The organism is Kitasatospora sp. NPDC114501, assembly GCF_055633695.1.
The window spans coordinates 363013-376157 of sequence record NZ_JBVKDS010000006.1 but is presented as its reverse complement, the minus strand read 5'-3'; the positions used below and the strand labels follow the sequence as shown (position 1 = coordinate 376157).

Here is a 13145-nt window from a genome sequence, read left to right as displayed (position 1 = left end):
TCTTCATGATGAACACCTCCTGTCCGTGGTGACTATAGCCACAGGCGGTCGGGAGGTGGAAGGAAATTCTGGATAAGGACCAGGAAAGACGGTTAGGGTCTCACTCATGACGGATTCGTATGCCGACCCGGGAGCCCCGGATCACCGAAGTGCCGCGCGTTACCTGTGGTGGCTGACCATGAGTCAGCGCCGACGGGTGACAGGTGGTGCGGTGATCGGCACCCTCTGGATGGTCTGCCTCCTGCTGCCGCCGTACCTCATGCAGCGTGCGATCGACGACGGGCTCCAGCGGGGGAAGACCGGCGTCCTGGTCGGCTGGGTGGCCGCACTGGTCGGCGCCGCGCTGCTCAACGCATGGCTCGGCATCATGCGCCACCGCATCATGACGCGCGTCCGGATGGACGCCACCTTCCGGACCATCAAGGTCGTGGTCGCGCACTCCACCCGGCTGGGTGCCGAACTGCCCCGCAAGGTCACGGCCGGCGAGGTGGCCAGCATCGGTGTCGGCGACGTCGCGCAGATGAGCCAGACACTGACGATCACCGGCCCGGGCGTCGGTGCCGTCGTCGCGTACCTGGTGGCGGCCGCGCTGCTGCTGTCGGTCTCCGTCCCGCTCGCCCTCGTGGTCCTGCTGGGGGTGCCGTTGCTCGCGGTCGTGGTCGGGCCGCTGCTGGAACGCCTCCAGGGCGCGGAGTCCAAGTACCGCGCGCAGCAGGGGGCGTTGACCGCCCGGCTCGGGGACATCGTCGGCGGCATGCGCGTACTCAACGGCATCGGCGGTAAGGAGCTGCTGGCCGGCCGCTACCTGCGCGGATCGCGGGACCTGCAGTCCGAGGGCTACCGGGTCGGCGCCGTGACCAGCTGGATACAGGCGCTCTCGGTCGGCCTGCCCGCCCTCTTCCTCGCGTTGGTGACCTGGCTGGCCGCCCGGATGGCAGCCGAGGGCACCATCACGATCGGCACGCTGGTCGCCGTCTACGGCTACGTCGCCGTCCTGGTCGTGCCGGTCTCCAACTTCATCGAGGGCGGATACGACCTCACCAGGGGTCTGGTCGCCGCTCGACGGGTCGTCCGGATGCTCGACGTGAAGCCCGCCTTCGAAGACGCCGCGACACTCCGGCCGGCCCCTGGCGCACCGTCAGCGCTGTACGACGCCGACACCGGTGTGGAACTGGTCCCGGGTCGGCTGACCGCGATCGTGAGCGCTCGCCCGGCCGATTCCACGGCCGTGGTCGACCGGCTCGGCCGGTACAGCGCATCCGCTGCGACCTGGGGCGGCGTGCCGCTCGCCGAGGTCGCCCTGGCCGAGGTCCGCAGCCGGATCGTGGTGGCGGACAACGACGCCGACTTCTTCTCCGGCACGCTGCGCACCGTGGTCGAGGGCCGCTCCGAGCACTCCGACCCGTCCATCGCCCAGGCCGTCAGGGACGCCGCGGCGGAGGACATCGTGCAGGCACTGCCCGATGGCCTGGACACCGTGATCCAGGCCCAGGGCAGCAACCTCTCCGGCGGTCAGCGCCAGCGGCTGCGACTGGTCCGTGCCCTGCTGGCGGACCCGGAGGTGCTCCTGCTCGTCGAGCCCACCTCCGCCGTGGACGTCCACACCGAGGCCGCCATGGCCGCTGGGCTGCGCCGGGCGCGGACCGGACGCACCACCGCCCTCACCTCGACCTCCCCCGCCCTCCTGGAGCAGGCCGACACCGTCTGCTACCTCGTCGACGGCCGTCTGGCGGCAGCCGGCCCGCACCAGGAACTGCTCGCAACAGAGCCCGGCTACCGCGCGCTGGTGGCTCGCGGCGAAACCGCCACCGGGTCCACGCCCGCCGAGGAGGCCGTCCGATGACCGCTCAGACCGAGACCGACCCCGGACGGCTCCCGATCGCCGGTTCCGCCGAGGTCCGCCGGGCCGCCGTGCGTCTGATGGGGCAGGACCGCCGTGCTGTCGCCGCGATGCTGACCCTCAACGGACTGGCCGCGGCCGCCGGTCTGGGCGGCCCCTGGCTGCTGGGCCGGATCATCGACGACGTCCGGGGCGGCGCGGGGACCGGACACGTCGACCGACTCGCCCTCGGCATCCTCTGCTTCGCGCTCGCGCAGCTGCTCCTCGGCCGCTTCGCCCGCTACGCCGCCCACCGCTTCGGCGAGCGGACTCTGGCGCGGATCCGGGAGCGGTTCGTCGACCGGTCCCTCGCCCTGCCCGCTTCGGTGACCGAACGCGCCGGCGTCGGTGACCTGCTGACGCGCGGCACCGCCGACGTCGCCACCGTCGGCGCCACCCTGCGCGACGCCGGGCCGGAGGTCTCCGTGGCGCTCGTCCAGATCCTCCTGATCCTGGTCGCCATGCTCGCGGTCAACCCGCTGCTCGGCGTCTGCGGGTTGCTCTGCCTCTCCGGGGTCTGGTTCGCCACCCGCTGGTACCTGCACCGTGCACACGCGGGATACCTCGCCGAAGGCGCCGCCAACTCCGCGCTGATCGAGATCCTCACCTCCACCGCGACGGGGGCCCGCACCGTCGAGGCCCTGGGCCTCCAGGACCGCCGGATCGCCGCCACGGCCGAGGCTGTGGAGCACTGCCGGGCCACCCGTACCCGCACCCTCAACCTGCGCACCGTCCTCTTTCCCGTGGTCGAGTTCTCGTACGTCGCCCCGGTCGCCGGCATCCTGCTGCTCGGCGCCGCCCTGCGCGACACCGGCGCGGTCACCACCGGCGCGGTGGTCTCCTGTGCCCTCTACTTCTGGAAGCTCTCCGAGCCGATGGACAAGATCCTGCTCTGGCTCGACCAACTCCAGCGCAGCAACGCCTCCTTCGCCCGGGTCGAGGGCATCGGCCAGGTGGACGCCCCGGCCGTGACGGGCGGCGGCCGCCCCGAGGACGACCGGATCGACGTGGTCGACGTCCGGTACGCCTACCAGGGCGAGCGGGACGTCCTGCACGGCGTCGACCTCACCGTCCGTCCGGGTGAGCGGCTGGCCATCGTCGGCCCGTCCGGAGCCGGCAAGTCCACGCTGGGCCGGCTGCTGGCCGGGGCGGAGAGGCCGCGCACCGGACGGGTGACGGTGGGGCAGGTGCCTGTCGCCGAGCTCGACCCGGCCCAGTTGCGCCGACACGTCGTCCTGGTCTCCCAGGAGCACCACGTCTTCCTCGGCACCGTCCGGGACAACCTCCTGATCGCCGCGCCCGGCGCGACCGACCAGGAGCTGCACGCGGTGCTGGCCGCGGTCGACATCGACTGGGTGGACGAGCTGCCGGACGGGCTGGACACCGAACTCGGTGCCGGTGGGCTCCGTCTGGACGCCCAGCAGGCCCAGCAGCTCGCCCTGGCCCGGGTGGTCCTGGCCGATCCGCACACGCTGATCCTGGACGAGGCCACCTCCCTGCTCGACCCGACCACGGCCCGGCACACCGAGCGCTCGCTGGCGGCCGTGCTCAAGGAACGCACCGTGATCGCCATCGCCCACCGCCTGCACACCGCCCACGACGCGGACCGGGTCGCGGTCATGAACGGTGGCCGGGTGACCGAACTGGGCAGTCACGAAGAGCTGTTGGCGGCCGGCGGCGGATACGCCGGGCTGTGGAAGTCCTGGCACGGCGCCTGAGCGCCTTCCAGCCCTCCCGACCTCTCGACCAGTAGGAGCGGAACCCCATGCACTCGGCACCACCGCAGACGGCCCAGAGCTGGGTCCGGCCGATTCCCGGCCGGACCGAGCCCGGCCCCCTCCGGCTCTTCTGCTTCCCGTACGCCGGGGCAGGCGCCTCGGTCTTCCGGGGGTGGGGCGCCGGACTCCCGGAAGGAGTGGAGGCGTTCGCCGTGCAGCTGCCGGGTCGGGAGGACCGGTTCTTCGACCAGCCGATCGCGGACCTGGAAGAGCTGCTGGACGTCCTTCTCCCCGCCCTGCTTCCCTACCTCGACCGGCCGTTCGCCTTCTTCGGGCACAGCATGGGCGCCATCGTCAGCTGGGAGCTCGCCCGCAGGCTGCAGCGCGAGCAGGGGCTGGAGCCGGTCCGGATGATGGTGTCCGGCTGCCGGGCGCTACCGGCCCACGAGTCCAGGAAGCTGAGTGAACCCGACCTCTCCGACGAGGAGCTGATCAACGAGCTCCGCCGTCTCAACGGCACGCCGGAGCAGTTGCTGCAGAACCCGGACTTCGCCGCCTTCATCCTGCCGACCTTCCGGGCCGACCTCGCGCTGTTCGCCGGCTACGTCTACCGGCCGGGCGAACTGCTCACCTGCCCCGTCTCGGCCTTCGGTGGTGACGCCGACCCCAGGGTCGCCGAGGAGCACCTCGAGGGCTGGGCCGAGCTGACCACCGGTCGGAGCGAGGTGGAGGTCTTCCCCGGCGGCCACCTCTTCCTCAACGACCAGCGGGAGGCCGTGCTCCGGAGCGTGTCCCGGGCGCTCCCGGTCGTCGGCCACTGACCAGTACTTCCTTTCGATCCCAGGGGGCTCGCGTGGAGACAGTGTGGAATGTCGTCCAGGCTCAGGTGGAACGGACGCCCGAGGCAGTGGCCGCGCGGACGGCACGCACCTACACCTACCGTGACGTCGCCGCGCTGGCCGGAGACCTCGGCGAGCGGATAGCGGCGAAGGCCCGGCCGGGCTCCGTCGTGGCGCTCGACGCGTCCAGCCGGTTCAGTGGGGCCGTCGGCATCCTCGCCGCGAACGCCGCGGGCTGCGCCGTGCTGCCGCTCGACCGGCAGAGCCCGCCGGCCAGGCGGGCCCGGGTCCTCGACGACGCCCGCCCCGCCCTGCTGCTGCGCGAGCTGGCCGAGGGCGAGTTCGCCCTGGAGGAGAACGGACTTCCGTCGCCGCCGAGGGAACCGGACCTGGGTGAGATCGCCTACATCCTGTACACCTCCGGATCGACCGGGCAGCCCAAGGGCGTGATGGTGGGCCACGAGGCCCTGATCGACCGCCTCGCCGCGCTGGCCGAGCGGCCGGGGCTGGCGGCCGGCGAGAGCGTGCTGGCGATGGCCGCGCTGTCCTTCGACATCTCGCTGGTGGAGCTGATCCTTCCGCTGACCGTGGGGGCCTCCTTCACGGTGGTCCCGGAGGAGGTCCGGGCGGATCCGCTCACCTTCGCGGAGCTGGTGGCGGAGGCCGTGCCGGACGTCGTCCAGGCCACCCCCAGCTTCTGGCGGATGCTGACGGCCTCCGGCTGGAAGGGTGCGCCCGGAAGCCGACTGTGGACCGGCGGAGAGACGCTCACCCCGAGCCTCGCCCGGGAGCTGCTGCCCCGGTGCGGTGAACTCTGGAACGTGTACGGCCCCACCGAGGGAGTCCTCTGGTCCACGGCGGCGCGGGTGGAATCCGCCGAGCGGATCTCGCTCGGCGAGCCGCTGGCCGGGGTGGGCCTCCTCGCCGACGAGAGCGGTGAACTCCTGCTCTACGGGGAGGGGCTGGCGCACGGCTACCTCAACCGGGAGGAGCTGACGGCCGAGCGCTTCCTGCACGGCGACACCCCCGACGGCCGCCGCCGGGTCTACCGCACCGGGGACCGGGTCAGAACGGGGCCGGACGGCGCACTGGAGTTCCTCGGCCGCCTGGACAGCCAGGTCAAGCTGCGCGGACACCGGATCGAGCTGGGCGAGGTGGAGGCCGTCCTGGAGGAGCACCCGGAGGTCTCGCAGGCCGTCGTGCTGGTCCGGGACGCCGACCGGCCCGACACCGCGGCGCTGGTGGCCTTCGTGGTACAGCGCGCCGAGGCGGACCTCCAGGGCTGGTTGGAGGACCGGCTGCCGCCGAGCCACCACCCCGCCAGGATCACCGCCCTGCCCGCGCTGCCCCGCACCACCACAGGAAAGGTGGACCGGATCGGGTTGGCGGCCGGCCTGGCCGCCGGCGACCAGGTGGAGCCGGCTGCCGGATCGCCCGCCGCAGCACCCTCGGGGGACGTCCGGGCCCTGGTGGCCGAGGCGTGGCGGCAGACGCTCACCGCGGACTCCGTCGACGAGGACACCAACTTCTTCGACGCCGGCGGGAATTCGGTCCTCCTGACGGCGCTCCAGCGGCGGCTCACCGACGGCCTCGGCATCCGGGTGCCGATCAAGGAGATCTTCCGGTACCCGACCGTCGCCTCGCTGACCGACCACATCCTCCGTACGGAGATGCCCAATTGAACCTCTACTGCATTCCTTACGCCGGGTGCTCGGCACGCGTCTACGACCCGTGGCAGCGGCACCTGCCGGACGGCGTCACCGTCGTGCCGCTGGAGCTCCCCGGCCGGGGCTCACGCTGCGTGGAGGAGCCGATCGACGAGCTGGCAGCCCTGCTCGACGACCTGCACCAGCAGCTCGACCCGGCCTCGCCGTACGTGCTGTTCGGCCACAGCTACGGTGCTGTGATCGCCTTCGAGCTGACCAAGTCGCTCCGCTCCAGGGGCGCTCCGGAGCCGTCCGCGCTGCTGGTCTCGGCCAGCCGCGCGCCCCGGCTGCCGGCCGCCGACGCGGACAGCCACCTGCTCTCCGACGCCGAACTCACCGAGCGGCTGGCCGCGTTGGGCGGGACTCCGAGGGAGCTGCTGGAGAACGAGGAGCTGATGGAGATCTACCTCCCCGTGATCCGCGCCGACTACCGGATCCTCGGCGAGTACGGCACCGGCACCCCGGGTACGGTCGGCTGCCCGGTGGTGGCGTTCTACGGGGACGCGGACGACGAGGCGGACCTGTCTTCGGTCGAGGCGTGGGCGGACTACACGGACGGTCCCTTCCGCGTGGAGAGGATCCGCGGCGACCACTTCTTCCTGCACTCCGCCGAGCAGGAGCTCGTGGCCGCCGTCGCGGCGGTCTGTACGAAGGGGGAGCCGTGGTGAGTCCGGCCGTCGCACCGGTGGCCCCTGACCAGAACCCGGAGGGTACCAAGTGACCGCGACACAGGCCGCCCGCTGCCCCTACCGCGACGACGGCCGTCCGGCGGCCGACCCCTGCGCGGACTACCTCCCGCTGCGGGAGGAGGGGCCGGTCCGCTGGGACGAGGACCTGGGGGTGTGGATCGTCTCCGGGTTCCGCGAGACGACCGCCCTGCTGCGGCACCCCGCTCTGTCGGCCGCTTGGCCGCAGCGGGGCGCCACCACCCTGCACCGGGAGGGAGAGGGGGAGGGGCGGGCCGCAGAGGTCGTGCGCAGGTGGTTCATGTTCAACGACGACCCCGCGCACGCGGCAGCCCGCCGGGTCGTCGCGCCGCTCTTCGCGGCCGACCGGCTCGCCGCGATGCGGCCCGTCGTCGAAGAGCTGGTCGACGAGCTCCTGGCGGGGCGGACGGACCGGCTGGAGGTGATGGCGGAACTCGCCGTCCCGCTCTCCAGCCGGGTCATCTGCCGGATCCTGGGTCTGCCCGGGGAGGTCGCGCCCCGGCTGCACGACTGGTCTCCCGACATCGCGGCGCTGCTGATGGCGGACTACCTGCCGGAGGTCAGGACCAGGGGAAGTCGGGCCCTGCGGGAAATCGCGGACGTGGTGGACGAGGCCCTGCGCTCGGAGGTCCGCGAGGGCACCGGGCTCCGGCTGCTGCGCGACGCCCGCCAGGAGGGCGTCATCGAGGCCGCCGACATCTCGGCCACCGCGAGCCTGCTGATCTACGCCGGGTTCGAGACCACCTCGACCTTCATCGGCAAGGCGGTCCGGGCCGCGCTGCACGCCGATGCCTGGGCCGACCTGCGGAGCGGTGAACCGGGCGCGGCGGTCGACGAGCTGCTCAGGTTCGACACCTCCGTCCAGCAGGTGGCCCGGGTGGCCACCGCGCCGGTGGAGGCGGCCGGTCACCTGATCGCGGAGGGGGACCTCGTCCTGCTGATGCTCGGCGTGGCCAACCGCGACCCGGCCGTCTTCGCCGACCCGGACCTGCTGGACCACGGCCGCGAGATCAGGCGACACCTCGCCTTCGGCTTCGGCGCGCACTACTGCCTGGGGGCGGGGCTGGCGCGGATGGAGTCCGAGATCGTACTGGAGCGCCTCGCAGGCAGGTGGGCGGACCTCCACCTCGACGGGCCGCCGGTGACGAGGCAGCACTTCGGCTTCACCGTCCTGGAACGCCTGGCCGTGCGCGGCACGGCCTCGTGACGGCCGACCGCACGTCCCTGAAAGGAGAGTTGGGATGACACGAGTGACGAGCGGCTCCCCGGAACCGCGTGCCGGGGACAGGAGTGGTCTCTTGATGCAGGGCATCGTGAACGAACGGACGGTGGTCCGGATGCTCGGCGCGATCGTCGACGCGCATCCGGACGTGGTCGCGGTCGAGTGCGGCGAACGGAAGCTCACCTACCGTCAGTTCTGGGACGCGGCCGCCGCGGTGGCCGGGCGCATCCGGCAGGCCGAGGGCCACCGGAGCGGTTGCCTCGTCGGCCTGCTCTTCGACCGCGGCATCGAGGGCATCGTGGCGCAGCTCGGAAGCTGGCTCGCGGGTGCCGGGTACCTGCCGCTCGACCCGGCGCTGCCGGACGGCCGGGTGGCGGCGATCCTGCACGATGCCCGGCCGGTGGCCGTGCTGGCCCAGGAGGGGCTCGCCGGGCGGGTGCCCGCGGGCGTTCCGGTACTCGGCAGCGCCGGGGCGCCCCTGGCGTCGGTGTCGCCGGCCCCGCTGGCCTACGTCATCTACACCTCCGGTTCGACCGGTACGCCCAAGGGCGTCGAGGTCGGCCACGCGGGTCTGGCGAACCTGGTGTCCTGGCACCGGGAGACCTACGGCACCCGGCCCGGGGTGCGGGTCGGAGCCTTCGCCGGGCTGGGGTTCGACGCCACGGTCTGGGAGGTCTGGGCGGCTCTCGCGAGCGGGGCGACGCTGGTGCTGCCGACCGAGCGGCTGATCGTCGACAGCGCGGTGATCGCCGAGTTCATCGAGCGGAGCGCCATCACGCACTGCTTCCTGAGCACCCCGCTCGCCGAGCAACTGTTCGCCCTCCCGGCCCCGCCCGTCGGCCTGGCCGTCCTGTTGACCGGCGGGGACCGTCTTCGGGTGAGCCCGCCGGCCGGCTTCCCCGCCGCGGTCTTCAACCACTACGGGCCGACCGAGGCCACCGTGGTGACCACCGCCAGCGCGGACCTGCGCCGTGGCCCCACCGAGGGCGCGCCGGTGATCGGACGCCCCATCACCGGCGCGAAGGTCCGGCTGGTGGATGCCGACGGCGTCGAGGTCGCCGAGCCCGGCGTGCCCGGGGAACTGCTGATCGGAGGCGATGTCCTGGCCTTCGGCTACCGGGGCGACCCGGAGCTCACCGGCCGCAAGTTCGTCGCCGACCGGGACGGGAGCCGCTGGTACTCCTCCGGCGACCTCTGCCGCTGGACGGCCGACGGCGAGCTGGAGTTCGTCGAGCGGCGGGACGCCCAGGTCAGCATCCGCGGTCACCGGGTGGAGCCGGCCGAGGTCGAGCAGGAGATCCTGGCTGTTCCCGGAGTGGACCAGGCGGCCGTCGTCCACGTGCCGGACCAGGACGGCGGATCCTTGCACGCCTTCTTCTGCGGCGAGGCCGAGCCGGGCGACATCCGCGCCGCACTGACCGGTCGGCTGCCCGCGTACATGCTCCCCACCGGGCTGCACCGGCTCGTCGCGATGCCGCTGACACCCAACGGCAAGATCGACCGGAAGGCCCTGCCGGACACTCCGGTCGCAGCCGTGGCCGAGCCCTCCCCCCTCGGCGCCACCGAGGCGCGGATCGCCGAGATCTGGTCCGATCTGACCGGGAACCTCCCCCGCTCCGGGGACAGCTTCTTCGAGATCGGGGGGCACTCGCTGATCGCCGCCCGGGCGGTGTCCCGGACGCGTGAGAAGTTCGGAATCAAGATCGGGCTGCAGGTCATCTTCGACCATCCGGTCCTCGCGGACTTCTCCGCCGCGGTCGACGAAGCCCTCAGGAGTGCGGAGTGATGCAGGACCAACGGCCCGTTGTGATACTCGAGTTCGGGAACGAGGTGCCCCGGAGGACCTTCGCCGGCATCCTGCCCGACGGTTGGCGGGAGCGGACCCTCAGGATCGACCCGCTGCACTACCCCGGCCTCGCCGACGGAATCGTCGGGACGGCTGAGCAGGCCGCCCACTGGGCCGAGCGGATCACCGCTGCCGGGCCGCCCCCGGTCGCGGTGCTGGCCTACTGTTCGGCCGTCGGCCTGGCCTCGGCGCTGGTGCAGGCGCTGCCCGGGCCGGACGTCCCGCTCATCGTGCTCGACCCGGCAGCGGCCGACCCCAACGCTCCTCAGGCACTGCTGGACGACCTCGCCCTGGCCATGGACGAGTCCGCCGAGGTGCCCACGATCACCGGCCTGCCGCCCGGTGACGCGCTCACCCTGGCCGGCTCCTTCCTGCTCTCGGTGATCGACGGCTGCTCGCCCGGGCTCGACGAGGAGATCCTGGTCGAACTGACCGAGGGGCAGCGGGCCTGGCTCAGCTTCACTCTGACCGCGGCGGTGCCCCCGGAGGCCCCGCCGGCTCCCACCCACGTCCTGCTGAGCGAGGCGCTCGACTGGCCGGGCTCCGGGGCGGTGCACCGGGTCGATGCGACGGCGGAGGAACTGTTCCACGCGCCTGCCGTGAAGGTCCTGCTCACCGACCTGCTGGCCACCGGGGAGAAGGAGGCGCCGTCGCGGCCCGTCCCCGCAGAACGTGACGCCGGCCCGGCTGGTCCAGGCCGCGTCGGAAGCAGGGGAAGGTCTCTCTGAACCGGCCGTATCGGTCCGGGCGTTCTGTCAACCATTGATGTGAAGATTGGCTGGCCAAGTGGAAGACCCCTACGATTCCGAGGGTGACGGGGCCTGGTTCGAACTGTGGAACGGTCAAAGGGGGTTGTGGCTCCAGCACCAGCTGGACGAGGGCCGGGCGGACTCCAACCTTCCGTACTGGCAGCACCTGTACGAGGCGGTGGACATCGTCGCCGTGCGCCGTGCCGCGGCCTTCCTGATGGACCGGCACCAAGCGCTGCGGCTGTCCTTCCGGGACACTCCGGAGGGTCCGCGCCAGCGTGTCCTGCCCGAATTCGACCTGGACGTGCCGCTCGTCGACCTGACCGGCGCGGCTGATCCGACGGCCGAACTGAACCGGTGCGTCCGGGCCGAGAACGCGACCCCCTTCGACGAACTCGCCACCCCGCCGGTGCGGCTCAAGGTGTTCAAGCTGGCCGCCGACCACCACTGCCTCTACGTGAACGTGCACCACATCCTCACGGACGGCACCAGCATGGGCATCTTCATACGCGAACTGCTGCTCTGCTACCGAGCTTTCGCCGCGGGCGGAGAGCCGGAGCTGCCCCCGCTCCCGACGACCTACGACGCCTTCGTGCGGGGGCGGCGGGAGTGGCTGGCAAGCGACCAGAGCAAGGCCATGGAGGCGTACTGGCTCGACCAGCTGGCCGCCCCGCTGCCGCGGCTGCGCATCGGGGACTATGATGCGCCCGCCGACGAGGTGGTGAACGAGACGCTGGAGTTCGACGTCGAGGCCGACACGGCCGCAGGGCTGGCGGCACTGGCCAAGAAGCTGCGCGTCACGCCGCACATCCTGTTGCTCAGCGCCTACGCGGTCGCGTTGCGGGACATCAGCGGCGACGACGACATCGTGGTCTGCGTCCCGTTCTCCGGCCGGGACACCAAGGAGTCGGACGGGATGTTCGGCAGTTTCGTCAACCCGCTCCCCGTCCGGGTGCGGACGTCGGGTGCGGACCCCTTCGAAGAGGTCGTGCGCCGGACCAGGACCGTGAGCATCGGCGCCTATGCGCACAGCCGCTATCCGTTCACCCTGCTGCTCGAGAAGCTCGACGTGGAATCCCGACCCGGCCGGAACCCGGTCTTCTCGACCTCCTTCCAGTTCGCGGACTTCCTGCCCCCGGCCCGGCAGACCTCGCAGCTCGACCTCTGCCTGTTCGGCAAGCCGGACGGCGACCGGATCAGTCTGCGGCTCAACTACAACTCCCGACGGCTGGCGAAGTCCGAGGCCGAGGAGGTCCGGTCGGCCTTCCTGGCTGTCCTGCGGACGGTCGTCGAGGACGTGACGGTTCCGCTGGCCGCCCTGGCGGAGCCGCTGGCGCGGGCCCGGCGGGCCGCGCGGACCGTACCCGCCGGCCGTCGTCGGCTGGGTGCCCTGCGAGCCTCCCGGCCCGGGACGCCGAACGCCTGAACCGGTATCCCGCCATCTCACCGAAAGGAAGTGCCCATGGACGGACAGCGTGACGACGACGGCTATGTCGTGGTGATCAACTCCGAGGAGCAGTACTCCATCTGGCCGCAGGGCCGCGAGCTGCCCGCCGGCTGGCGGGAGACGGGCGAGCGGGGCTCGAAGGAGGCCTGTCTCGCGCACGTCGACGAGGTGTGGACGGACATGCGTCCGCTGACCCTGCGCCGGGAGATGGCGGGCGGGACCGACCGGTGAGGGTGGCGGTCAGGCCGCTCGCCGAGCGGCCACAGGCGGCCACGCGGCTGTTCTGCTTCCCGTACGCCGGCGGCGGTGCCTCGGTGTTCCGCGACTGGGCCGCCGCTCTGCCCGCCGACATCGAGCCGTGGTCGGTACAACTTCCGGGCAGGGAAGACCGGTTGGGCGACCCGCTGTTCGACCGGATGGGCGCGGTGCTCAACGACCTGGTGCCCTCGGTCATCCCGCACCTGGACCGTCCGTTCGCGTTCTTCGGCCACAGCATGGGCGCCCTGGTGGCCTGGAGCCTCACCCGCACCCTGCAGCGGATGGAGATCGGCTCACCCACCCGGCTGTTCGTCTCGGGGTGCGTCCCGCCCCAAGCCCGGGAGGAGACCGCGTTCCACGCCGGTCCGGAGGAGGAGCTGATCGGGAGACTGCGCTCCTGGTCCGCGACACCGGAAGCGGTTCTGGCGGACCCGGAACTGATGCGCCTGATGCTCCCGGTGATCCGGGCCGACCTCGCGGTGGTCGAGACCTACCGGTTCACCGGCGGGCCGCCGCTGACCTGCCCGGTCACGGCGTTCGGCGGGACCGAGGACGATCCCGCGGGCATCGCGGCGATGCCGCGCTGGGGCGAGCTCACGGCCGGCGGCTTCGACCTGCGGATGTTTCCCGGCGGCCACTTCTTCCTGCACTCCGCCCGCCCGGCCGTGCTCGCCGAGATCGCCGGGCGGCTCGCTGCCGTGCCCCGGCAGAACGGTCACTGACCCGGAGCCCTCCGAAACAACCATCCTCTCGATCGACGGAACTAGGTGGAAC

General features: G+C 72.2%; 11 protein-coding genes. All 11 read left to right on the top strand.

The features are described 5' to 3' along the window. Positions 1–106 precede the first annotated feature (106 nt). The 11 genes from ACZ7RU_RS14365 to ACZ7RU_RS14315 all read left to right on the top strand — a co-directional run bounded on the left by ACZ7RU_RS14365 (position 107) and on the right by ACZ7RU_RS14315 (position 13093). Positions 107–1843 carry an ABC transporter transmembrane domain-containing protein gene (locus ACZ7RU_RS14365; RefSeq protein WP_470341223.1) on the top strand — a complete coding sequence of 579 codons (1737 nt, stop codon included), beginning with the start codon at positions 107–109 and terminating at the stop codon, positions 1841–1843. Beyond that, positions 1840–3597, top strand: a complete 1758-nt coding sequence (locus ACZ7RU_RS14360; RefSeq protein WP_470341222.1) for an ABC transporter ATP-binding protein — start codon at positions 1840–1842, stop codon at positions 3595–3597. The genes ACZ7RU_RS14365 and ACZ7RU_RS14360 overlap by 4 nt, the downstream gene beginning before the upstream one ends. A 47-nt stretch (positions 3598–3644) precedes the next feature. Further along, positions 3645–4418 (top strand): thioesterase II family protein, encoded by a 774-nt coding sequence (locus ACZ7RU_RS14355; protein ID WP_470341221.1) that lies wholly within the window; start codon positions 3645–3647, stop codon positions 4416–4418. A 32-nt stretch (positions 4419–4450) separates the two neighbouring features. Then, positions 4451–6118 carry a non-ribosomal peptide synthetase gene (locus ACZ7RU_RS14350; RefSeq protein ID WP_470341220.1) on the top strand — a complete coding sequence of 556 codons (1668 nt, stop codon included), beginning with the start codon at positions 4451–4453 and terminating at the stop codon, positions 6116–6118. After that, a complete protein-coding gene (locus tag ACZ7RU_RS14345) occupies positions 6115–6810 on the top strand; it encodes a thioesterase II family protein (RefSeq protein ID WP_470341219.1) in 696 nt (231 codons plus the stop codon). The genes ACZ7RU_RS14350 and ACZ7RU_RS14345 overlap by 4 nt, the downstream gene beginning before the upstream one ends. 49 nt (positions 6811–6859) lie before the next feature. After that, positions 6860–8056, top strand: coding sequence for a cytochrome P450 (locus ACZ7RU_RS14340; protein WP_470341218.1), 1197 nt, complete (start codon positions 6860–6862; stop codon positions 8054–8056). 94 nt (positions 8057–8150) lie between these two features. Further along, positions 8151–9857, top strand: coding sequence for a non-ribosomal peptide synthetase (locus ACZ7RU_RS14335; protein WP_470341217.1), 1707 nt, complete (start codon positions 8151–8153; stop codon positions 9855–9857). A 20-nt stretch (positions 9858–9877) separates the two neighbouring features. Then, positions 9878–10645, top strand: a complete 768-nt coding sequence (locus ACZ7RU_RS14330) for a hypothetical protein (RefSeq protein ID WP_470341216.1) — start codon at positions 9878–9880, stop codon at positions 10643–10645. Between the two features lie 124 nt (positions 10646–10769). Further along, positions 10770–12092: a condensation domain-containing protein gene (locus ACZ7RU_RS14325; protein ID WP_470341215.1), complete on the top strand. Its 1323-nt coding sequence runs from the start codon at positions 10770–10772 to the stop codon at positions 12090–12092. A 36-nt stretch (positions 12093–12128) separates the two neighbouring features. Then, a complete protein-coding gene (locus tag ACZ7RU_RS14320; protein WP_470341214.1) occupies positions 12129–12344 on the top strand; it encodes an MbtH family protein in 216 nt (71 codons plus the stop codon). Continuing rightward, complete coding sequence (locus tag ACZ7RU_RS14315) at positions 12341–13093, top strand: thioesterase II family protein (protein ID WP_470341213.1); 753 nt, start codon at positions 12341–12343, stop codon at positions 13091–13093. Before ACZ7RU_RS14320 ends, ACZ7RU_RS14315 begins: the two co-directional genes overlap by 4 nt. The last annotated feature ends 52 nt before the right edge of the window (positions 13094–13145 follow it).

What these genes read in the sequence shown, in the direction of transcription:
- ACZ7RU_RS14360 (WP_470341222.1), top strand. Translation starts at nt 1,840, where the DNA reads ATGACCGCTCAGACCGAGACCGACCCCGGACGGCTCCCGATCGCCGGT.
- ACZ7RU_RS14365 (WP_470341223.1), top strand. Translation starts at nt 107, where the DNA reads ATGACGGATTCGTATGCCGACCCGGGAGCCCCGGATCACCGAAGTGCC.
- ACZ7RU_RS14320 (WP_470341214.1), top strand. Translation starts at nt 12,129, where the DNA reads ATGGACGGACAGCGTGACGACGACGGCTATGTCGTGGTGATCAACTCC.
- ACZ7RU_RS14335 (WP_470341217.1), top strand. Translation starts at nt 8,151, where the DNA reads ATGCAGGGCATCGTGAACGAACGGACGGTGGTCCGGATGCTCGGCGCG.
- ACZ7RU_RS14355 (WP_470341221.1), top strand. Translation starts at nt 3,645, where the DNA reads ATGCACTCGGCACCACCGCAGACGGCCCAGAGCTGGGTCCGGCCGATT.